Source organism: Streptomyces sp. NPDC059142 (genome assembly GCF_042755665.1).
Lineage (GTDB): Bacteria > Actinomycetota > Actinomycetes > Streptomycetales > Streptomycetaceae > Streptomyces.
Genome location: NZ_JBHZDA010000084.1, coordinates 1 through 20817, shown reverse-complemented (window position 1 = coordinate 20817; position 20817 = coordinate 1). Strand labels below are relative to the sequence as shown.

Sequence of the window (20817 nt, the reverse complement as noted above, 5' to 3'; positions counted from 1 at the left end):
GACGCTAGAAGACGACCAGGGAGCGGCCTCCCCGGCCCGCGAGCATGGTGGCGAAGGCGTCCGGGATGTCCTCCAGTCCGATCCGCTCCGTGACCAGCGCGCCCAGGTCGAAGCGCCCCTCCCTGATGTGCCCGGCGATCACCGGCAGGTCGCGCGCCGGGTCGCTGTTGCCGTAGACGCATCCGGCGAGGGTGCGGCCCCAGTGGAAGAGTTCCAGCGCGTGGAAGGTGACCCGCTGGTCCTTCCCGCCGATGCCGACGACCGTCGTCCGGCCGCCGCGCCGGGTGGACTCCCAGGCGGTACGGATGGTCGTGGCGCGGCCGACGCACTCGACGGCCACGTCGGCGCCCCGCCCGCCGGTCAGCCCGCGGACCTCCTTGGCGGTGGTGTCGGACGCGACGAGGTACGCGGTGGCCCCGGCGGCGCGCGCCAGGGCCTCCTTCTCCGGGGAGACGTCGACGGCGACGACCGTGGCCGCCCCGGCGATCCTGGCCGACTGGAGGACCGCGAGGCCGACTCCGCCGACGCCGAACACGACGACCGACTCGCCCGCGCGGACCCGAGCCGCGTGGTGGACGGCGCCGTACCCGGTGAGGACGGCGCAGCCGAGGAGCGCCGCGTCCGTGAGCGGGATGGAGCCGGGCAGCGGCAGGACGCAGTTCGCGGCGACGACGGTCTCCTCGGCGAACGCCCCGACGTTGAGGCCGGGGTGCAGCTCCGTGCCGTCGGCCGTACGGGCGTGGACGCGGCCCGTACCGGTGAGCGCGCTCTCGCACAGCCAGACCTCGCCGTCCGCGCACGGCGGGCAGCTCCCGCAGGACGGCGCCCAGTTGAGTACGACACGGTCGCCGGGCGCGACATGGGTGACCCCCGGGCCCGCGGAGACGACCGTACCGGCGCCCTCGTGGCCGAGGACGGCGGGCAGCGGGACCCGCATCGTGCCGTTGCGGAGGGAGAGGTCGGAGTGGCAGACCCCGGCGGCGGCGAGGCGGACCCGTACCTGGCCGGGGCCGGGCTCGGGAAGCTCGATCTCCGCGATCTCCAGCGGGGCTCCGACGGCGGGCAGAACGGCGGCGCGGACCACGGGTGTTGTCTCCCTGCTCGATGAATCCTGGTGTGGTGCCCCGGCGGGGTCAGTACTGGAGCGACTTCGTCTGGAGGTACTCGGCGAGGCCGTGCGGACCGAGTTCCCGGCCGACGCCCGACTGCTTGTAGCCGCCGAAGGGCGCGAGCGGGTTGAAGCGCCCGCCGTTGATGTCGACCTGTCCGGTGTCCATCCGGCGGGCGAAGGCGGTGGCCTCGGCCGCGTCCGCCGCCCAGACCGCGCCCGCCAGACCGTAGACCGTGTCGTTGGCGATGCGCAGGGCGTCCTCCTCGTCCTCGTACCGGAGGATCGAGACGACCGGGCCGAAGATCTCCTCCTGGGCGATGGCCATCCCCGGGGTGACATCGGCGAAAACGGTCGGGGCGAGGTAGTAGCCGGTGGGGTGCGGGGCGTCCGGGCCGCCCGTGACGAGGCGGGCGCCGTCCGCGACGCCCTTCTCGATGTAGCCCCGTACCCGCTCCAACTGCTTGCGGCTGACCAGCGGTCCCAGCGTGCTCGCGCTGTCGTGCGGGTCGCCCGCCACATGACCGGCGGCGGCCTCCCCGGCCAGCTCGACCGCCTCGTCGTACCGGTCGGTGTGGACCAGCATCCGGGTCCAGGCGCTGCACGTCTGGCCGGAGTTGGACATGACGTTGGCGACGCCCACGGTGACGGCCCTGGCGAGATCGGCGCTCGGCAGGATGACATTGGCGGACTTGCCGCCCAGCTCCAGGGCGACCCGTTTGACGGCGCCGCCCGCGGTGGCGCCGATCCGCCTGCCGACGGCGGTGGATCCGGTGAAGGAGACCAGATCGACGTCCGGGTGCTCGGCGAGCGCCTGCCCCGCGACCGGACCGGCCCCGGTGACCAGGTTGAAGACACCGGCGGGCAGCCCCGACCTGTGTACGAGGTCGGCGAAGAGGCGGGCGGTGAGCGGGGTGTCCTCGGCGGGCTTGACGACGATGGCGCATCCGGCGGCCAGCGCCGGGGCGACCTTCGCGACGATCTGGTGCAGCGGGTAGTTCCAGGGGGTGATGGCGCCGACGACCCCCACGGGCTCCAGCAGCACGGTGGAGTTGGCGATCGTCTCCTCGAAGGGGTACGAGGCGGCCAGCTCCGCGTAGGAACCGGTGACCTTGATCGGCGCCCCGGCCTGCACGGCCCGGGAGAAGCCGACCGGCGCGCCCAGCTCGGCCGTGACGGTCCCGGCGATCTCCTCCCGGTGGGCCAGCAGCGTGTCGCGCAGGGCGGTGAGACGCGCCGCGCGCTCGGCGGGCGGGGTCGCGGCCCAGCCGGGGAAGGCGGCCCGCGCGGCGCGCACGGCGGCGTCGACGTCCTGCGCCGTACCGGCGGGCACGGTGGCGATCTCCGTCTCGTCGGCCGGGTTCACGACGGTGATCCGGTCGGTCCCCGCCGCGGGCCGCCACGCTCCGCCGATGTACATGCCGTCGTACGCCTTCATCGCCATCCCTCCGCGCCGGGACCCGGGGCGCCGCCGTCCCAGGCGTCCCCCGTGTCCGAGCGCTTCTCCGGTGTCCGTCCGCTCTCTCTGCTTCTCTCTGTCCTCTTGTCTTCCGCCGTCCGCCGGGCCCAAACGCGTCAGGCGTCGAGTCCGGGCTGATCCCTGGGGGCGGGACAGATCCGCCGGCCGAAGTCGTCGAAGACGTAGAGGTGCGCCAGGTCGACCAGGAGCGGCACCTGCGCGCCCGTACGCAGCCGCATGTCGGGGCCGGTACGGACGACCAGGTCGCTCGCGGCGATGGAGGCGCGCTCGGGGCTGTGCGCGGCGGGCTCCGGCCGGATCGGCTGCTCGTCCACGGCCACACCGCCTCCGTCCCGGGGCCCGGAGCCGTTGCCGCCCGAGGCCCGGCCGCGCAGCCGGTCCAGCAGGCCGGGGCCGCTCCGGCGGCGGCGGGCGGCGGACTTGGGGCGGGGCGATTCGAGATCGGAGACCACGGCGGGCCGGGAGCCGATGTCGAGATGGACGAGCGCCTCGTGGCCCTGGTACTCCATGTGCTCGACGATGCCGCTCAGCGCGACCTCGCCCGAGCGTGCCTGGCTGGGCGGGGCGATCCTGGCCGCCTCGGAGCGCAGCCCGACGATGATCTGCCGGCCCTGCTGGATACGGAGCAACTGGTGGTCGGAGCTGAGGGGTTCGGGCAGCGGCAGCCGCTGACGGCCGAGGTCGATCGACATCCGGCCGTCGAGCGGCGCGTGCACGACGGCCTGGAGCAGATTGATCCGCGGGGTGCCGATGAACGCGGCGACGAAGACGTTCTCCGGCAGCGCGTACACCTGGCGCGGCGCGCTGACCTGCTGGAGCACTCCGCCGCGCATCACCGCCACCCGGTCCCCGAGGGACATCGCCTCGGCCTGGTCGTGGGTCACGTAGACGGTGGTGACGCCGAGTTCCGCGGTGAGCTGGGCTATCTCGGCGCGCAGATGGCTGCGGAGTTTGGCGTCGAGGTTGGAGAGCGGTTCGTCCATCAGGAAGGCCGAGGGGCGACGGGAGATGGCCCGGCCCATCGCGACGCGCTGGCGCTCGCCACCGGAGAGCTGGCTGGGATAGCGGTCGAGGACGCTCTCGATACCGAGCATGCGGGCGGTGGCCTCGACACGCGCGGTGCGGTCCTCGTTCGGATTCTCCAGCCGGAGCGGAAATCCGATGTTGTCGCGGTTGGTCATCGACGGATAGAGCGCGAAGTTCTGGAACACCATGGCCATACGGCGTTCCCGCGGCGGCATGTGATTGGCATATTCACCGTCGAGGAACAGATCTCCGTCGGTGATGTCCTCCAGACCGGCGATCATACGGAGCACGGTCGATTTACCGCATCCGGAGGGGCCGAGGAGCACCAGGAACTCGCCGGGCGCGATATCGAGGGAGAACCGGTCGACCGCGCGGGCCGTCCGTCCGTATGCCTTGCTGACGCTGTGCAGGGAAATGGCGCGAGTCATGAATGGTTCCGCCCGGAAGAGGAAGGTGGAGCGGGCTGCGAACGCCTGAAGTTAGCCGACTACGCGCGGTCAGGGAATGATTCGCGCGAAGGTTCCACCGCACTCCCACGACCGTGCGCGCCTTCGCCCGCCCCGCCGCTCCCGCCGGGGCTCCCGCTCCCGCCCGCGCCGGTGCCCCCGGCGCCTCCGTGTCGGCTGCCGTGTGCGCTCTCCTGTCCGCCGCGCGCCGCGTCCGGTCTGCGCGGTCCGAGGGCGGCGGCGCCCACCAGCAGCGCGCCGAGCATCAGGAACGGCGCGCCGGTGCCCGCGACGCCCGCGACCAGACCGGCGGAGGCCGGTGCGGCGACCTGCCCGAGGCGGTTGCCGGTGAGGCGCAGGGCGAGGGCGGTGGAGCGGGCGCCGTCGGGGGCGGCCCGTACGACGGTCGTCATCGACAGCGGCTGGCCGACGCCCAGGCAGAAGCCGAGCGCGGCGAGCATCAGCGCGAGCCCCCACACCGGTACGGGCAGGGCGATCCCCGCGCAGAGCAGCCCGCCGAGCAGACAGGTGGCGGTGAGCAGGACCCTACGGCCGACGAGCCGCAGCATGGGGGGCATCACCAGGCGACAGGCGATGGTGGCGGCGGCGCGCAGGCTGAGCAGGGCGCCGATGACGGCGGGCGCGATGCCCCGTTCCTCCCCGACGACCGGCAGATAGGCGGTGAGGATGTCGGTGGCGGAGAGCACGGCCAGGCTGATGAAGATCCCGGCGGGGACGCCCCTGGTGCGCAGGATCCGGTGGACGGGGACCCGGCCGCCGGCCCGGTCCCGTGCCACGACGGGGGTACGGGCCTCGACCCGCCACAGCGCGGTGAAGGAGACCGCGGCCGCCGCGGCGGCGACGAGCAGCGCCAGCGCGCTCGTACGGGCCATCGCGCCGCCCTGGCCGGAGACGACGAGACCGGCCGCGGCGGGGCCCGCGAGCTGGCCGAGGGAGGCGCCGATGGTGAAGTGGCCGAAATTGCGGTCCTGTTCGGCGGGCGCGCTGCGGCGGGCGACGATCGACTGTGCCCCGATGACGAAGCAGAGGTGACCGAGGCCCATCACCCCGCTCCAGGCGGCGAGTTCGGTGAGGGAGCCCGCGAGACCGCTGAGGGCGCACCCCGTGGAGATGAGGACGACACCGCCGACGAGCAGCGGGACGCAGCGTCCGTGGTCGGTCCTGCGGCCGAGGGGTACGGCGGCGAAGAGCGGCAGCAGCGCGTACACGGCGGTGATCACACCGATGGCGCGTTCGTCGGCGCCGACCGACAGCGCCCGGTAGGAGACGGCCGGCCGCGCCATCGACACCGCGGCCTGGGCGAACCCGAAGGCGATGACGAGGCGCAGGAGCCAGCTTCTCCCACCGGGCGGCACTTCACGTGCGGATTTCTTGGTCATCAGATGATGCCGAAGACTACCCCGGCGGCGAGGACGACGAGCGCGGTGAGGGCGGCCCATTTGACGGTGAAGCGGGTGTGGTCGCCGAACTCGACCTTCGCCATGCCGACGAGGACGTAGACGGCGGGGACGAGCGGGGAGGACATGTGCAGCGGCTGGCCGACGAGGGAGGCGCGGGCGATCTCCAGCGGGGAGACACCGTGCGCGGCGCCGGCCTCGGCGAGGACGGGCAGGACGCCGAAGTAGAAGCCGTCGTTGGACATGAAGTAGGTGAGCGGCAGGCTCAGCACACCGGTGACGATGGCCATGTGCGGGCCCATGCCGTCGGGGATGGCGCTGACGAGCCAGTCGGCCATGTTCTGGACCATGCCGGTGCCGGTGAGGACGCCGGTGAAGACGGCGGCGGCGAAGACCATGCCCGAGACGTTGAGGACGTTGTCGGCGTGGGCGGCGATACGGGCCTTCTGCTCGGCCATGTTGGGGTAGTTGACCGTGAGGGCGAGGGCCGCGCCGAGGAGGAAGAGCACCGGGATCGGCATCAGTTGCATGATCATGGTGGTGAGGAGCACGGCGGTCAGCCCGGCGTTGAACCAGTAGAGCTTGGGCCGCAGGGTGGCGCGCTGGGGGTCGAGCCCCTGGAAGCCGTCGTCGTCGGCCTCGTCCGTCTCGTCGGTGCCGCCGGGCGTACCGGTCGCGGAGGTGCCGCCGGGCGTACCGGTCGCGGAGGCGCCGCCGGTGCCCGTCCCCGTACCGGATCCCGAGCCGGAGCCCGCGCCGGTGCTGGTGCTGGTGCCGTTGCCGCCGCCACCGGTCTTCACGAGAAGCTGCTCGGTCCTCGTGCCGGAGGTCCCGTCCGGTGTCTCGGTGACCGTGTCCGTCTTCAGCGCCTCGTCCAGCGTCAGCACGCCCAGCCGCTTGCGCTCCCGGAGGCCGAGGACGTAGGCGAGGATCAGCACGCAGAGCAGTCCGACGGCGAGCGCCGGGATCATCGGGACGAAGACGTCGCCCGCGTCCACCTTGAGCGCGGTGGCGGCGCGGGCCGTCGGGCCGCCCCAGGGGAGGGTGTTCATCACGCCGTTGGCGGTGGCGGCGACGCCGGTCATCACGACGCGGCTCATTCCGAGCCGTTTGTACAGCGGGTACATCGCGGAGACGGTGATCATGAAGGTGGTCGAGCCGTCACCGTCCAGCGACACGATCGACGCGAGCACCGCGGTGCCGACGACGATCCGCATCGGGTCCGCCTTGCAGAACCTCAGGATGCCCCGGACGATCGGGTCGAAGAGGCCGACATCGATCATCACACCGAAGTAGACGATGGCGAACATCAGCATCGCGGCGGTGGGCGCGAGGTCGCCGACGCCCTTGATGACGTAGTCGCCCAACTGCGCGCCCTGTCCGACTATGACGCAGAAGAGTGCTGGTATGAGCACCAGTGCCGCGATCGGCGACATCTTCTTCATCATGATCAGCACCAGGAAGGTGGCAATCATGACGAAGCCGAGGATGGTCAGCATGGGAGGCCCCTCACGTTCACCTTTGAACTGCCGCCGGGGGCGGCGGTGCGGATGACGTTAGGGCGCCGTTCTCCGCGTTAACAAGATGTTGACATGCGAGCAATACGAGCAGAACCCCAGGTCACGGCGGGGGTGGCAGGAGTCGGCGGTCAGTTCCGACCCGTCGGGGCGGGCGTCGCGGGCGCCAGTTCGACGGGGAATCCGTTGAGTACGGCCGTCCCGGAGAGCGGGTCGAGGCGGGAGCCGTCGAGCAGTTGGTTGACGTTGACACCGGGCCGTGCGCTCGCCACGGAGGTCCGGGTTCCGGGACGGTCGTGACCCCAGCCGTGCGGCAGGCTCACCACACCGGTCCGTACGGCGTCGGTGATCTCCACCGGCGCCTCCAGCGCCCCGCCGTCGGCGGTGACCCGGGCGAGGGCGCCGTCCTGGAGGCCGATCCTGGCGGCGTCCTCGGGGTGGATCTGGAGGGTGCAGCGGTTGGAACCGCCGTTGAGGGCGAGGACGTTGTGCAGCCAGCTGTTGTTGGAGCGCAGATGGCGCCGTCCGACCAGGACGAGCCCGGCGGGCCGGTCGGCGAGGGCGGCGCGCAGCCGGGGCAGATCGGCGGCGATCGGCGCGGGGAGCAGTTCGATCCGTCCGCTGCGGGTGCGCAGCGGGCCCGGCAGGCGCGGGCGCAGCGGGCCGAGGTCGATGCCGTGGGGGTGCTCCAGCAGCCGCGCCAGGCTGAGCCCGGGGCCCCCGGCGTCCGGCGCCGGCGTGTGGCCGACCGGTTCCGCCGCGCCGCCGGTGTCCGCCGTACCGGTGCGGAAGCCGTCCCCGTACGGGCCGAGGCGCAGCCGCAGGTCGAGCCGGCGCTCCGGGCCGCTCTCCCCGGTGAGGAGGGCGGCCAGCTCGCGGGGGTCGCGGCCGTGGACCGGTGTGTGCGGGTCGGCGACGGCCCTGGCCAGCTCGCGGCCGATCGCCAGATCGTCCACGGTGGCGGGGTCGGCGCCGTGCGCCCCGCTCACCGCGAGGATCAGCCGGGCGTGGATCTCGCTCTCGTCGGGCTGCCCCTTCTCCGGAGGGACGGCGGCCCGGGTGTAGCGGACCTGGTTGTGCACGGCGAAGCCGTTGAAGGCGTAGTCGAAGTGGGCGCTCCTGGCCGGTGGCGGCGGGGGCAGCACGACATCGGCGTGGCGTGAGGTCTCGTTGAGGTACGGGTCGACGCTGACCATGAACTCCAGCCCGGCCAGGGCCCGGTCGAGCCGGTCGCCGTCGGGCGCGGAGAGCACCGGGTTGGCGGCGAGGGCGATCACGGCGCGGATCCGGCCCTCCCCGGGGGTCTCGATCTCCTCGGCGAGCGCGGCGAGGGGCAGCTCCCCCTTGGCCTCCGGATGTCCGGCGACCCTGCTGGTCCAGCGGCCGAGCGCGAACCCCTTGCCGGGCCCGGCCGGGCGGGGCGCGCGGTCGGTGGCGGAGAGGGGGAAGAGCGCGCCGCCGGGCCGGTCGAGGTTGCCGGTGAGCAGGTTCAGGACGTCGACGAGCCAGCTCGCCAGGGTGCCGTATTCGACGGCGCTGCTGCCGATCCGGCCGTAGACGGCGGCGGTGGGCGCGGCGGCCAGCTCCCGGGCGAGCGTCCGGATCTCCCCGGCGGTCAGGTCGCAGGCGGGGGCGACGGCCTCCGGGGTGAAGTCCCTTACGGCTTCCCGGAGATCGTCCATTCCCTCGGTCAGCTCCGCGAGCGGTCCCGGGTCGGTGAGCTTCTCCTCGAAGAGGACCCGGGCGAGGGCGGCGAGCAGCAGGGCGTCGGTGCCGGGGCGGACGGCCAGGTGCCGGTCGGCGAGGAGTGCGGTCCTGGTGCGGCGGGGGTCGACGACGGTGAGCGTGCCGCCCCGCGCGCGCAGCGCCCTGAGCCGGCCGGGGAAGTCGGGCGCGGTGCAGAGGCTGCCGTTGGACTCCAGGGGGTTGGCGCCCAGGAGCAGCAGGTGGTCCGTACGGTCCAGGTCGGGTACGGGGATGGCGAACGGGTCCCCGAAGAGCAGTCCGCTGGAGACGTGCTTGGGCATCTGGTCGAGGGTGCTGGCGGTGAAGAGGTTACGGGTGCGCAGCGCGCCCAGCAGGAGCGGCGGGTAGAGGGATCCGGCAATGGTGTGGACGTTGGGGTTGCCGAGGACGACGCCGACGGATTCCGGGCCGTGCGCGGCGGCGATCGGCGGTAGCCGGGCGGCGATCAGGTCGTACGCCTCCTGCCAGCTCGCCTCCCGCAGGGCGCCGCGCGCGCCGTCGGGGCCGTAGGAGCGGACGAGGGGCAGGCGCAGCCGGTCGGGGTCGGCGTCCAGTTCGCCGAAGGAGGCGCCCTTGGGGCAGATGAAGCCCCGGCTGAAGATGTCGTCGCGGTCGCCGCGCGCTCCGGTGACGGTGGTGCCCTCGATGGTGAGGGTCAGTCCGCAGGTGGCTTCGCAGAGGGGGCAGATGCGCGGTGCCGTACGGGGCATGGGTCCTCCGGGGGCGGCTGCGGTGACGCGCGGGCGGCGCCGGGCGGGACGGCGCACCCCCGAGCATACCGACCGGTACGGATGGCGGAAGGGGTCGCGCGGAACGTCTCCCGCGGCGGCGGTACGGCCCGTTCCGGCCGGGGGGCGGCCCGTTCCGGCCGGGGGGGGGCGGCCCGTTCAGTCGAGCGTCCTCGCGAGATAGCCGCGCAGCAGCTCCCGGGTCTCCGCGACGATCCCCGGCTCGCCCGCCGCGTCCGTACGGAAGGCGAGCTGGAGGAGCGCGTCGGTGGCCTCGACGGCGACCAGGACCGTACGGTGCAGCGCCGCGTCCGGGGCGCGGCCGACATGCGCGGCGAGCAGTCCGGTGAGGCGGCGGGCGACCCGGTGGTTGGGGTCGGAGTCGGGGTCGTCGCGGCCGGGGGCGGACGCGGGGCGGTGGCCGCCGAGTGGGAGCTGGGCGCCGAAGTCGACGAGGGAGAAGCCGGGCACGGTGCGCTTCATGGCCAGGTACTCGTCGAGGAGCGCGTCGACCGCCCCGCGCCAGTCCCCCGCGTCGAGCCGGGCGAGGCGGTCGGCGATGTGGGTGGCGTAGCGGTCCAGGTTGCGGCGGGCCAGGGCGTCCGCCATGTCCCGCTTGTTGCCGAAGAAGCGGTAGACGGAGCCGATGGGGACGCCCGCGCGGGCGGCGACGGCGCGGGTGGAGAGCTGTTCGTACCCGGTCTCGTCGAGGAGCACGGCGCAGGCGTCGAGGATCCGGGCGAGCCGTTCGGTGCTCCGGCGCTGGACGGGGACCCGGCGTAAACCGGCGTCGTCGCCGTCCGCCGCGGGGACGGTGGCGGGATGTGGGTTCGTACGGTCGCGTGACACGGCTCCATGATGCCGCGCGGCCCCGTTGACGTGCTCCGGGCTCAATCCTACGGTTGACCATAGGATTGAATCCGGGGTTCGTGAGGCCCCGGACCCCTCGACCTGGGAGCGGACGATGAGCGGCATCGAGCGGGCACGGAAGGCGGCCACGGACCTCGGCCACTCGCCCGGCTTCGGCAACGAGCACAGTTCCGAGGCGGTGCCCGGGGCGCTGCCGATCGGCCGCAACGCGCCGCAGCGCGCGCCGCTCGGGCTCTACGCGGAGCAGCTCAGCGGCAGCGCCTTCACCGAACCCCGGGCCCACAACCGCCGTTCGTGGCTCTACCGCATCCGCCCCTCGGCGGCGCATCCGCCGTTCGTACGGATCGACAGCGGCGCGGTGCGCGGCGCGCCGTTCACGGAGTCGGTGCCCGACCCCAACCGGCTGCGCTGGAACCCGCTGCCCGAACCGCCGCCGGGCACCGACTTCCTGGCCGGACTGTGGACGCTGGGCGGCAACGGCGACGCGGGGCGGCGCTCGGGGATGGCGGTGCATCTGTACCACGCCAACGCCCCCATGACGGACCGGGTGTTCAGCGACGCGGACGGCGAGCTGCTGATCGTCCCCGAGCGCGGCGGACTGCTGCTCCGTACGGAGTTCGGGCTGCTCGCCGCCCGCCCCGGCGAGGTGGCGCTGATCCCGCGCGGGGTGCGGTTCCGGGTCGAGCCGCTGGACGACACGGCGCGCGGGTACGTCTGCGAGAACTACGGGCGGCCGTTCGTCCTCCCCGACCTCGGCCCGATCGGGGCCAACGGCCTCGCCAACGCACGGGACTTCCTCGCTCCCGTGGCCGCGTACGAGGACGTCGAGCGGCCGACCCAGGTGATCAACAAGTACTGCGGGAACCTCTGGTCGGCCACCTACGACCACTCACCGCTCGATGTCGTCGCCTGGCACGGCAACCATGTGCCGTACGTCTACGACCTGCGCCGCTTCAATGTGATCGGGTCCATCAGCTACGACCACCCCGACCCGTCGATCTTCACCGTGCTGACCTCGCCCTCGGACACCCCGGGGCTCGCGGGCGTCGACTTCGTGGTCTTCGCGCCGCGCTGGCTGGTCGGGGAGGACACGTTCCGGCCGCCGTACTTCCACCGCAATGTGATGAGCGAGTACATGGGGCTGATCGAGGGCGCGTACGACGCGAAGACCGCCGGCGAGGGCGGATTCGTGCCCGGCGGCGGCTCGCTGCACAACATGATGTCGGCGCACGGCCCGGACCGGGAGACCTTCGAGCGGGCGAGCGCCGCCGAACTGCGCCCGCAGAAGATCGACGACGGTCTGGCGTTCATGTTCGAGACCCGCTGGCCGGTGACGCTCTCCGGGCAGGCGGCCGGGGCGGCCCATCTCCAGCGGGGGTACGACGAGGTGTGGCAGGGTCTTGAGCGCCACTTCAGGCCCTGACTCGTCCTGGGAGTAACCGGTGACCGCCTTCGCCCCCGACTCGCTGGTCCTGAACCGCAAGCTGCCGCTCTGGTACCAGGTCTCGCAGTCCCTGCGCGCCTCGATACTGGGCCGCCGTCCGCACGATCCGCTGCGGCTGCCCACCGAGGAGCAGCTCGCCGCGCACTACGGCGTGAGCGTGCTGACCATGCGCCAGGCGCTCAAGGAGCTGGAGGGCGAGGGGCTGATCAGCCGCCACCGGCGGCGCGGCACCTTCATCGAGCCGGGGGCGCGGCGCGGCGCCCCGCGCCGGGTCCTCGGCTCGGTCGACGCGATCGTGGCGCAGCAGTCGGGCGAGCTGACCACGGTCCTGGACCACGGCCCGGTCCCGGTCCCCGGCGAAATCGCCGAGTACTTCCCCGGCTTGGACGAGGTGGTCGCGTACCGCAGGCTGCGCCGCGACGGCGAGAGCGGCGAGCCGGTCAACTGGGCGGAGAACGCGGTGCGTCCGGAGGTCGCGGCGGGGATCGACGTCGCGGATCTGGAGCGCTGGCCGATGACGAAGGTGCTGCGCGACACCCGGGGGATACGGATCAGCAGGATCACCGACACGGTGGAGGCCCGGCTGGCGGACCCGGCCACGGCGGAGCTGCTGGGGGTGCCGCTGCTGAGCCCGATCCTGCACTACACGGGGGTGACGTACGACGGGACCGGCCGGGTGGTGGACGTGGCCAGGATCCGCTACCGGGGCGACCGGTTCTCCTTCTCGGTCACCGTGGAGACGGACACCGGTGCGACGGGTGAACCGCCGGAGCGCTGACCCGGGCCGTTAGGCTTTCGCCGACGGCGCACGGAGAGAGGGCGACGGGGAGGGTGTCCGGGATGGCTGCGACGCGGTCCGACGCGACGTTCGGGGATGCCCCGCCGCTCGGCGAGCTGATGCCGTGGTCGACGCCGCCGCTGCGGCTCGGGCGGCCGTGGGTGCTCGCGCCGGACGCCGGTTCGCTGACGGCCCGCTGGGACCGGCTCGTACGGGCCGGGGACGCCGAGCGCGAGGCGCTGTTCGGGGTGACCCGGTCCCGTACCCCGCGCAGCGCGGTCGCGGCGCTGCCCGGACAGGCCACGGGCACGGGGCGGTTCGCGCGGGAGACGGGGCGCTGCCCGGAGCCGCTGCGGGTGGCGCACGGGCCGTTCGACGAACAGTGGCTGATCCCCGACCACCGGCTGATCGACGCGGCGCGCCCCGAGCTGTGGCGGGTCGCCGACGCCCGGCAGCTCTTCGCCGTGGAGCAGGGGTATGTACCGCAGGCCGGGGCGGGGCCCGCGCTGCTGGTCAGCGCCGTGCTCCCGGACGGCCACGCGCCCGCGGGACGGCCGGGCCGGATCCGGCCGCTCTACCGGCGCCCCGGTGGCCGGGAGCCCAACCTCGCCCCCGGGCTGACGGAGCTGCTGACCGCCCGCCTCGGCCGGGAGGTCGGCGCCGAGGACGTCCTGGCGTGGGCCGTGGCCGCCGCCGTCCCCTCCCCCGCCGGGACCGTGGTGCCGCTCACGGCCGACCCCGGGGTCTGGGCCTCGGGGGTGGAGCTGGGGCGGCGGATGACCGGGATCCAGCTCCGCGGGGCGCACGGCGGCGAACGCCCGCGGCTGCCCGGCGGGCGCCGCCCGTACGTGCGCGCCGCCGTGCCGGACCGGCCCGGGTCCCTGGCGTACGACGCGGCGGAGGAGACGCTGTGCGTCGGCACCGGGCGCATCTCGCCCGTACCGGCCGGGGCGTGGGAGTTCACGGTCGGCGGGGTACGGATGCTGGAGCTGTGGTTCGAGCGCCGCGCCCGCCCGACGGAGCCGCCGGAGCCGGGCACGCTGGAGGCGATCCGGCCGGCCGGCTGGCCCCGGGAGTGGACCTCGGAGCTGCTGGAGCTGATCACGGTCCTGGCGCTGCTCGCGGAGGTACGGCCGCTCCAGCGGAAGCTGCTCGCCGAAGCCGGGGCCGGAGCGACCGTCGGCCGGGCCGAGCTGCGTACGGCCGGTGTCCTGCCGGTCCGGGCGGCGGCCCGCCGCCCGGCATCGGTGCTCGACCACCACGAGGAGGGCCCGGAAGGGCAGTTCGCCCTGGTCTAGGCGGTGTCCGGACCGGCCGGACCCGCGGCGGACGTGACCTCTCAGACGCCTGAGCTCTCAGGCGCGTGACCTCTCAGGCGCCTGAGCTTTCAGACGCCTGAGCTTTCAAGCGGGCGTGACCGGCCCGTAAGGGGCCTGCCGCCTCAGGAGGACCGGCCGCTCCGCCGCTCCGACGGTACGAACGAGTCCAGCACCCGGCTCAGCGCCCGGTCGAAGACCGCGTCCAGGTCGACGGGGCCCGAGTCCTCCGCGAGCGCCGCCGACAGCCGCGGGTAGCGGCCCGTGGACAGCTCGCTCGCCATGTACGCGATCCGCACCTCGTGTTCGCGCTCCACGGACCAGGGCAGTGACCGCACCCGCTCGGCGGTGTGCAGCTCGTTGGCCACGTACGTGGTCACCACCCCGTTGACCATCGCGACCAGCTCCATCTTCTCGCCGTAGGAGAGGTCGAGCGCGTCCAGGCAGCGCAGGCTGTACTCCAGGAAGCTGATCACGTTCGGGCTGAACCCGTAGGCGCTCGACATCAGTCCGGCCATCCAGGGGTGGTCCCGCATCATCCGGCGCGCGCGGTGGGCGAGATGGGTCAGGTCGGCGCGCCAGTCGCCGGACGGCTCCTCGGGCAGCGGGTAGGCGCCCGCGACCGCGTCGACCATCAGCTCGTACAGGTCCTCCTTGCGCGGGATGTAGTTGTAGAGCGACATCGTGCCGCACCCCAGCTCGCCCGCCACATGCCGCATGGTCACCGCGCCGATGCCGCCCGCGTCCGCGATCCGGACGGCGGCGGACGCGATGTCGGAGCGGCTGAACGCCGCTTTCGGCCCACGCCCGGCCCGCTCGGGGCGGGACCAGATCACTCCGGGTTCAGCAGGTCGCCCCGCCATGGATCATCACCTCGCCCACCATCCTAGTTACGTACAACGTACGTAGTGCGCTACGGTGGCCCGTATGACAACTACGTACGCTGTACTTAGTGAAGGTCTGGAGAAGCGCTTCGGCGGCGCCGGTGGCGTGCCCGCCCTGCGCGGGCTGGACCTGGCCGTCGCCGAGGGCACCGTCTGCGGGGTGCTCGGGCCGAACGGCGCGGGCAAGACCACCGCCGTACGGGTGCTCACGACCCTGACCACGCCGGACGCCGGCAGCGCCCGGGTGGCGGGACACGACATCGTGCGCGCGCCGGGCGCGGTCCGGCGCGCGATCGGGGTCACCGGCCAGTACGCCTCCGTCGACGGCGAGTTGACGGGACGGGAGAATCTGCGGCTCTTCGCGAGACTGCTCGGCGTCCGGGGCGCGGCGGGCCGGACGCGCGCCGACGAGCTGCTCGAACGCTTCGAGCTGACGGACGCCGCGGGCCGGGTGGCGCGGACCTACTCGGGCGGGATGCGGCGCCGCCTCGACCTCGCCGTCAGCCTGCTGACCCGCCCCCGGGTGCTCTTCCTGGACGAGCCGACCACCGGGCTCGACCCGCACAGCCGGGGGCAGATCTGGGCCGCCGTGCGCGCGCTCGCGGCCGAGGGCACCACCGTGGTGCTGACCACGCAGTATCTGGAGGAGGCCGACCGGCTCGCCGACGAGATCGTGCTGATCGACCGGGGCAGGGCCGCCCACAGCGGCACCCCCGCCGAACTCAAGGCGCGGATCGGCTCGTACGCGGAGGCCGTCCTCTCCGAGGTGGTGACGGGCGACGCGGTGGAGTCGGCGCTCCTCGCGGCGGCGGGCGTGCTCGATCGGCTGACCGGCGCGGAGCCGGTCTTCGACCGGGAGCGCCGCGCCGTCGGCGCCGTGAGCACCGACCCCACGCTGACCCTGCCCCGGATCGTCCGGGAACTGGACGCGGCGGGCGTCCCGGTGGTCGACGCGAGCCTGCGACCGCCGACGCTGGACGAGGTGTTCCTGCGCCTGACCGACCGCACGGGGCCCGCCGCCCACAGCGGACCCGACGGGCGCGCCGACCGCACGGCAGACAGTTCCGACTCCGAGGAGCAGGCCGCATGAGCACACTCGCGTACGACAGCGGCGCCGTCCTGGGGCGCCACCTCCAGCGGATCAGGCACGCGCCGGGCGTGGTGATCCTCACCCAGACCATGCCGATCAACATGCTGCTCTTCTTCGGCTACGTCTTCGGCAGCGCGCTGGCGATGCCGGGCGAGCAGTACCGCGCCTACCTGGTGCCCGGAGTGCTCGCGGCGACGGCCGCCGGCGGCCTGATGACCGGGATGTTCCAGGCGTCGCACGACGCGCAGCGCGGTGTCACGGACCGGTTCCTGTCGCTGCCGATGAGCCGGGTCGCCGTACCGCTGGGACAGACCCTGGCCGATCTGCTCACCACGCTCGTGGGGATCGTGCCCCTGCTGCTGGTGGGGCTCGCGGTGGGCTGGCGGGTCGAGACCGGGGTGACCGGCGCGGTCGGCGCCGTGGGGCTGCTGCTGCTCTTCCGCTTCGCGACCGCGTGGATCGGCACGTATGTCGGACTGCTCGTCCGCAACGAGGAGATCGCGGGGCAGCTCGGCGCCGCGACCTTCGTCCTGCCGCTGCTGTCGAACGCCTACATCCCGGCGGAGGGGCTGCCCGGCTGGCTGCGGACGGCCGCGGAGTGGAACCCGATCAGCGCGGTCGCCGCGGGGGTCAGGGACCTGTGCGGGAACGCGGCGCCCGCGGCGGACGCCGCCTGGCCGACCGCGCATCCGGTGGCCGGATCGCTGCTGTGGTCGCTGGTGCTGCTCGGTCTGTTCGTACCGCTCGCGGTCCGGCGGTACGCCAGGGGCGGGGGGTGAGGCGGCCCGGACGGCCCGCCGGTACGGTCCGGCGACGATGACGGTGAGGGGACCGCGGGCGGCCTGATCCGGTGTCGGGGAGTGAACTCACCGGCCGGGCCGCCGCGGAAGGGGACGGGGAAGAAGACGCGGAGGGGCGGCCTGCGCTCGGCCGGCCCGCAGAACGGGTGCGGGCGATCCGAGCGCGTGATGCCGCGCGGAGCCGAACCGTCAGCGGCGGCTGCCGAGAAGCGTGCGCCGCAGCCGCCGCAGCGGCGCGAAGAGCGAGACCCGCGCGCCCCTGCTCCGGTGCGTGTCCGACCTGTCCCGTGCGGTCAACTCGCGCATCAGCAAAGTCGCCTCGACCGTCTCGCGCTGCGGGACGGCGGGACCGCCGAGCACCGAGAGATGGCGGTCGAGGCGCGAACTGCTCGCGCTGCTCCCGCAGGTGAGCGCAGGGATGCGCGCCCTGCTGTGCATCGTTATCTGTTCCATTCCACTCCCCACCCGTACGAGGGCACCCGGTCCGGGCAGGTTAACCCTATCGCCCCTTCAGGACACCCGTGTATCCCGCCTCAGGGCGGAACCACACTCGTACGGGGAGGAATGTACACAGCCCGATCTATGCGATTTCAGGGCGAGTTGGACAGATCGCCCGTGCGTGAAGAACCTATGCGGCCGAGGTGAAGACCGGCAGGTAACCCTGGGACTGACCGGCGGCCGTGGGGTGGTACGACTCACCGATGTCGAGCACGTTCAGACTGTTCAGCCAGGAGGCGCTGGAGCAGATCTCGTGCCCCGTGAAGGCTCCGGAGACCCCGGCGAAGGTGAAGCCGTGGTCGGCGGCGCGCTTGGCGGTGGTGTCGTTGAGGAAGTCGGAGGCGTTGTTGATGGCGGTGCGCTTCGCCTCGCTGAGCCCGGCGACGCACGTTCCCTTGAGCTGATAGAAGCGGGGATAGCCGAGGACCACGACCCGGGCGGACGGCGCCTTGGATCTGATCGCCGTGTACACCGTGTCGAGGTTGCCGGGCAGGGTGGACTCGACGAACGTGCGGGCCTGCGCGATCCGGTTGAGGCAGGCGCTCTCCGACTGGAGGACGCAGACCGTCATGACGTCGGAGAATCCCGCGTCGTTGCCGCCGATGGAGATGCTGACGAGATCGGTGGCGGAGCTGAGCGGTCCGAGCTGACCCGCGGTCACATCACCCGTACGAGCGCCCGCGCACGCGGTGAACGCGAAGGTGGCCGGCGCGTGCGCCGCCGCCCAGAGCGCCGGATACGCCCGCGGCGTGCGCTTACAGCTACCGCTCGCGCTGTCGTACCCACCGGAGCCGACCCCGGAGGAGTACGAGTCGCCGAGTGCGACGTAGTCGACGGCGGCCGCCGACTCGGCGGCCGAGACCGCCGATGCCCCGGTGAGGGCGAGGACCGCACCAAGGAGGAGCGAGGACGAGAATGCCGTGATTCGGGCCAGTTTCATAGAACCTCTCCTTAGCAGGATTTCTGCCACAACTGTCGTACCAGCGACGACAGTTCACCGGAAGTGTTCATGCCAAGAACGTTCGGTGAGAGATTCTCCAGGATCGATATCTGCGCACGAGACATGCGGAATTGAGCGGAACTGATCAGGGAGGTTCCGGATGCGATCGACTAAGTACGGCCAAAGAAGCAAAAAAGCGCGCCGAGGTTCCACCTCTTGCCATACAGTCCCAATCATCAATACCGTCGTACATCCACCCGCATCGGTCCATCATGCAAGCGGCTCCAGGGGAGGGCTCAAGCGTCGCGATGGCTCCCGGGGCGGGGCGCGGTAGGGGGGTGCCGCGCTCGGTGACCGCGTTCCGCGCTGCCGAGTCGCGTGCCGCGCGACCAGCTCCACAGCTCACCCGGCCGGCACGGCGTTCCATGCTCCATGCTCCACGTTCCATGTGGCACGTTCCATGTGCCACGTGCCAGGCCGTCATGGCGGGGTGAGAACCCCCCTTTCGAACCGGAAACACTGCGGGACCGCCCGGGGGTGGGCGGTCCACCGGACGAGAGGGAAAAGACCCGTGAGCGCTTTCCTGCGCCCGGCGATACCGGGCGACGATCCACTGGATCTTCCGGCACGGAGCACGACCGACCATCAGATCACCGGCCTTCAGGGCACCGGGCTTCAGGGCACCGGGCTTCAGAACACCGGTCTCCAGAGCACCGGCCACCAGGCCACCGACCATCAGAGCCAGGGGCTGCTGCCGTACCGGGCGATCTCCTCGCATCTCGCGATCACTCCGCCGGTGAGTGTGGTGATACCGGCGATGAACGAGGCGCGGAACCTTCCGTACGTCTTCCGGACCCTGCCCGAGTGGATCCACGAAGTCGTCCTGGTGGACGGCGACTCCACCGACGGCACGGTCGAGGTCGCCCGCGCGTTACGGCCGGACGTGAAGGTCGTCGCGCAGCGCGGCAAGGGCAAGGGGGACGCCCTGATCAGCGGGTTCGCCGCGTGCACCGGCGACATCATCGTGATGGTCGACGCGGACGGCTCGGCCGACGGCCAGGAGATCGTCTCCTATGTGTCGGCCCTGGTCTCCGGCGCCGACTTCGCCAAGGGCTCGCGGTTCGCCAACGGCGGCGGCACGGACGACATGACGGCGATCCGCAAGCTCGGCAACCGGGTGCTCTGCGCCGTCGTCAACGCCAAGTTCGGCGCCCGCTACACCGATCTCTGCTACGGCTACAACGCCTTCTGGCGCCACTGCCTGGACGAGATCACGCTCGACTGCACCGGCTTCGAGGTCGAGACCCTGATGAACATCCGGGTGGTCAAGGCGGGGCTGAAGGTGCAGGAGATACCGAGCCACGAGTACGACCGGATCCACGGGGTGAGCAATCTCAGAGCCGTACGGGACGGTCTGCGCGTCCTGAGGGTCATCCTCCGCGAGCGGGGCGTGCCCCGTTCGACCCGCCGCCGGCCGGTCTCCTTGCGGATCAGCGTCCCGGCGGGGCCGCGCGGGGAAGCGTCGTGACCGGACGTACGGCGCCCCGGGGGGGAACGCCCCCGCGTCAGCGGCCGTTCACGGTGGTCGTCTGCGTCTACACCGAGGAGCGCTGGGAGGACATCCTCGCGGCGGTCGACTCGGTGGCCGGGCAGTCCCTGCCCGCCCTGGAGACGCTGCTCGTGGTCGACCACAACCCGGCCCTGCTGGCGCGGCTCACCGAGCGGTACGCGGAGCGCGCCGCGCGCGGCGAGGTGCGGGTGCTCGCCAACGCGGGCCCGCGCGGTCTCTCCGCGGGCCGCAACACCGGGATCGCCGCCGCCCGCGGCGCGTTCGTGGCGTTCCTCGACGACGACGCGGTCGCCGAACGCGACTGGCTGCGCCGCTTCGACGAGGCGTACGGGGACGATCCGCGGATCCTGGCCGTGGGCGGCCGGACGGTGCCGGCCTGGGCCTCGGGGCGCAGACCCGGCTGGTTCCCCGAGGAGTTCGACTGGGTCGTCGGCTGTACGTACCGGGGGCTGCCGGAGGGTCTGGTGCGGGTACGCAACGTCCTCGGCGGCAACGCGTCGTTCCGGCGTACCGCGTTCGACACGGCAGGGGGGTTCGCGACGGGCATCGGGCGCGACGGCGACCGGCGCCCGCTCGGCTGCGAGGAGACGGAGCTGTGCATCCGGCTCACCGACGCCGTACCGGACGCGGTGCTGCTGATCGACGACCGCGCGGTCATCCACCACCGGGTCCCCGCGGCGCGCGAGCGGTTCGGCTACTTCCGTACGCGGACCTACGCGGAAGGGCTGTCGAAGGCGCTGGTCGCCCGGAGCGTGGGGGCGGACAAGGGGCTCGCGTCCGAGCGCCGCTACACCACCCGTGTGCTTCCGGCGGGTGTCGCGCGCGGTCTGCGCGACGCGGTACGGGGCCGGCCCGGCGGCCTGGGCCGCGCCGGGGCGATCGTGGCGGGGACGGTGCTGGCGGCGGTCGGCTATCTGGTGGGCCGCTTCCGTACCCGGGGCGGGGAGGTCGCGTTCGCGTCCGGACCGATCGAGCGGGGCGCGTCCGGTGCGCGGGAGGGGTCGCGCGGCCGGTGGGAGGCGGCCGTATGACGACGGAGGGAAGGGGCCCCGCGCGGCGCGCGCCCGGGCCCCCCGGGGCGGGCCGCCCCCGGGGGGGGGGGGCCCCCGGCCCCGGGGCCGCCCGGCGGGCGGGGGCCCGCGCGCTCACCCTTGCACA

17 protein-coding genes are annotated in these 20817 nt (G+C 73.1%); 7 read left to right on the top strand and 10 right to left on the bottom strand.

Going from position 1 to position 20817, the window contains the following annotated elements:
* Positions 1-4 precede the first annotated feature (4 nt).
* From ACFXPK_RS25325 to ACFXPK_RS25295, 7 genes are all read right to left on the bottom strand, one after another.
* Positions 5-1084: a zinc-binding dehydrogenase gene (locus ACFXPK_RS25325; protein WP_384993284.1), complete on the bottom strand. Its 1080-nt coding sequence runs from the start codon at positions 1082-1084 to the stop codon at positions 5-7.
* A 49-nt stretch (positions 1085-1133) separates the two neighbouring features.
* On the bottom strand, positions 1134-2546 hold the full coding sequence (locus tag ACFXPK_RS25320) for an aldehyde dehydrogenase family protein (RefSeq protein WP_385078889.1): 1413 nt from the start codon (positions 2544-2546) through the stop codon (positions 1134-1136).
* A gap of 137 nt (positions 2547-2683) precedes the next feature.
* Positions 2684-4042: an ABC transporter ATP-binding protein gene (locus tag ACFXPK_RS25315; RefSeq protein ID WP_384993278.1), complete on the bottom strand. Its 1359-nt coding sequence runs from the start codon at positions 4040-4042 to the stop codon at positions 2684-2686.
* A gap of 59 nt (positions 4043-4101) precedes the next feature.
* Complete coding sequence (locus ACFXPK_RS25310; RefSeq protein ID WP_385078885.1) at positions 4102-5460, bottom strand: MFS transporter; 1359 nt, start codon at positions 5458-5460, stop codon at positions 4102-4104.
* Positions 5460-6977 (bottom strand): CitMHS family transporter, encoded by a 1518-nt coding sequence (locus tag ACFXPK_RS25305; protein WP_385078882.1) that lies wholly within the window; start codon positions 6975-6977, stop codon positions 5460-5462. The genes ACFXPK_RS25310 and ACFXPK_RS25305 overlap by 1 nt, the downstream gene beginning before the upstream one ends.
* Before the next feature lie 149 nt (positions 6978-7126).
* Positions 7127-9451 (bottom strand): molybdopterin oxidoreductase family protein, encoded by a 2325-nt coding sequence (locus ACFXPK_RS25300; RefSeq protein WP_385078879.1) that lies wholly within the window; start codon positions 9449-9451, stop codon positions 7127-7129.
* A 177-nt stretch (positions 9452-9628) separates the two neighbouring features.
* Positions 9629-10318 carry a TetR/AcrR family transcriptional regulator gene (locus ACFXPK_RS25295; protein ID WP_384993268.1) on the bottom strand — a complete coding sequence of 230 codons (690 nt, stop codon included), beginning with the start codon at positions 10316-10318 and terminating at the stop codon, positions 9629-9631.
* A 115-nt stretch (positions 10319-10433) separates the two neighbouring features.
* Here ACFXPK_RS25295 and hmgA point away from each other — a divergent pair, with 115 nt between their 5' ends.
* The 3 genes from hmgA (at position 10434) to ACFXPK_RS25280 (ending at position 13859) form a co-directional block, all read left to right on the top strand.
* Positions 10434-11762 carry a homogentisate 1,2-dioxygenase gene (hmgA, locus tag ACFXPK_RS25290; RefSeq protein WP_385078876.1) on the top strand — a complete coding sequence of 443 codons (1329 nt, stop codon included), beginning with the start codon at positions 10434-10436 and terminating at the stop codon, positions 11760-11762.
* 19 nt (positions 11763-11781) lie between these two features.
* Positions 11782-12561, top strand: coding sequence for a GntR family transcriptional regulator (locus tag ACFXPK_RS25285; RefSeq protein ID WP_384993262.1), 780 nt, complete (start codon positions 11782-11784; stop codon positions 12559-12561).
* 62 nt (positions 12562-12623) lie between these two features.
* On the top strand, positions 12624-13859 hold the full coding sequence (locus ACFXPK_RS25280) for a type ISP restriction/modification enzyme (RefSeq protein WP_385078873.1): 1236 nt from the start codon (positions 12624-12626) through the stop codon (positions 13857-13859).
* A gap of 143 nt (positions 13860-14002) precedes the next feature.
* On the opposite strand, the gene ACFXPK_RS25275 is transcribed toward ACFXPK_RS25280, so the two are convergent.
* Positions 14003-14740, bottom strand: a complete 738-nt coding sequence (locus ACFXPK_RS25275; protein WP_384993257.1) for a TetR/AcrR family transcriptional regulator — start codon at positions 14738-14740, stop codon at positions 14003-14005.
* A gap of 64 nt (positions 14741-14804) precedes the next feature.
* Between ACFXPK_RS25275 and ACFXPK_RS25270 the strand changes: the two genes are divergently transcribed.
* Positions 14805-15851, top strand: a complete 1047-nt coding sequence (locus ACFXPK_RS25270; RefSeq protein WP_385078871.1) for an ATP-binding cassette domain-containing protein — start codon at positions 14805-14807, stop codon at positions 15849-15851.
* Entirely contained in the window at positions 15848-16630 is a 783-nt protein-coding gene (locus ACFXPK_RS25265) for an ABC transporter permease (protein WP_384993251.1), read from the top strand. The genes ACFXPK_RS25270 and ACFXPK_RS25265 overlap by 4 nt, the downstream gene beginning before the upstream one ends.
* A gap of 210 nt (positions 16631-16840) precedes the next feature.
* Here the strand turns inward: ACFXPK_RS25265 and ACFXPK_RS25260 are convergent, their stop codons facing one another.
* A complete protein-coding gene (locus tag ACFXPK_RS25260) occupies positions 16841-17104 on the bottom strand; it encodes a hypothetical protein (protein WP_384993247.1) in 264 nt (87 codons plus the stop codon).
* A 175-nt stretch (positions 17105-17279) separates the two neighbouring features.
* On the bottom strand, positions 17280-18089 hold the full coding sequence (locus tag ACFXPK_RS25255) for an SGNH/GDSL hydrolase family protein (protein WP_384993245.1): 810 nt from the start codon (positions 18087-18089) through the stop codon (positions 17280-17282).
* 748 nt (positions 18090-18837) lie between these two features.
* Here ACFXPK_RS25255 and ACFXPK_RS25250 point away from each other — a divergent pair.
* Positions 18838-19617, top strand: a complete 780-nt coding sequence (locus tag ACFXPK_RS25250; protein WP_384993315.1) for a glycosyltransferase family 2 protein — start codon at positions 18838-18840, stop codon at positions 19615-19617.
* Complete coding sequence (locus ACFXPK_RS25245; protein ID WP_385078867.1) at positions 19614-20690, top strand: glycosyltransferase; 1077 nt, start codon at positions 19614-19616, stop codon at positions 20688-20690. Before ACFXPK_RS25250 ends, ACFXPK_RS25245 begins: the two co-directional genes overlap by 4 nt.
* Positions 20691-20817: the final 127 nt, after the last annotated feature.

Bases quoted from the DNA above. Each gene is read 5' to 3' on its own strand.
- ACFXPK_RS25320 (WP_385078889.1), bottom strand. From the start codon at position 2,546: ATGAAGGCGTACGACGGCATGTACATCGGCGGAGCGTGGCGGCCCGCG.
- ACFXPK_RS25315 (WP_384993278.1), bottom strand. From the start codon at position 4,042: ATGACTCGCGCCATTTCCCTGCACAGCGTCAGCAAGGCATACGGACGG.
- ACFXPK_RS25310 (WP_385078885.1), bottom strand. From the start codon at position 5,460: ATGACCAAGAAATCCGCACGTGAAGTGCCGCCCGGTGGGAGAAGCTGG.
- ACFXPK_RS25305 (WP_385078882.1), bottom strand. From the start codon at position 6,977: ATGCTGACCATCCTCGGCTTCGTCATGATTGCCACCTTCCTGGTGCTG.
- ACFXPK_RS25300 (WP_385078879.1), bottom strand. From the start codon at position 9,451: ATGCCCCGTACGGCACCGCGCATCTGCCCCCTCTGCGAAGCCACCTGC.
- hmgA (WP_385078876.1), top strand. From the start codon at position 10,434: ATGAGCGGCATCGAGCGGGCACGGAAGGCGGCCACGGACCTCGGCCAC.
- ACFXPK_RS25280 (WP_385078873.1), top strand. From the start codon at position 12,624: ATGGCTGCGACGCGGTCCGACGCGACGTTCGGGGATGCCCCGCCGCTC.
- ACFXPK_RS25275 (WP_384993257.1), bottom strand. From the start codon at position 14,740: ATGGCGGGGCGACCTGCTGAACCCGGAGTGATCTGGTCCCGCCCCGAG.
- ACFXPK_RS25270 (WP_385078871.1), top strand. From the start codon at position 14,805: ATGACAACTACGTACGCTGTACTTAGTGAAGGTCTGGAGAAGCGCTTC.
- ACFXPK_RS25265 (WP_384993251.1), top strand. From the start codon at position 15,848: ATGAGCACACTCGCGTACGACAGCGGCGCCGTCCTGGGGCGCCACCTC.
- ACFXPK_RS25260 (WP_384993247.1), bottom strand. From the start codon at position 17,104: ATGGAACAGATAACGATGCACAGCAGGGCGCGCATCCCTGCGCTCACC.
- ACFXPK_RS25255 (WP_384993245.1), bottom strand. From the start codon at position 18,089: ATGAAACTGGCCCGAATCACGGCATTCTCGTCCTCGCTCCTCCTTGGT.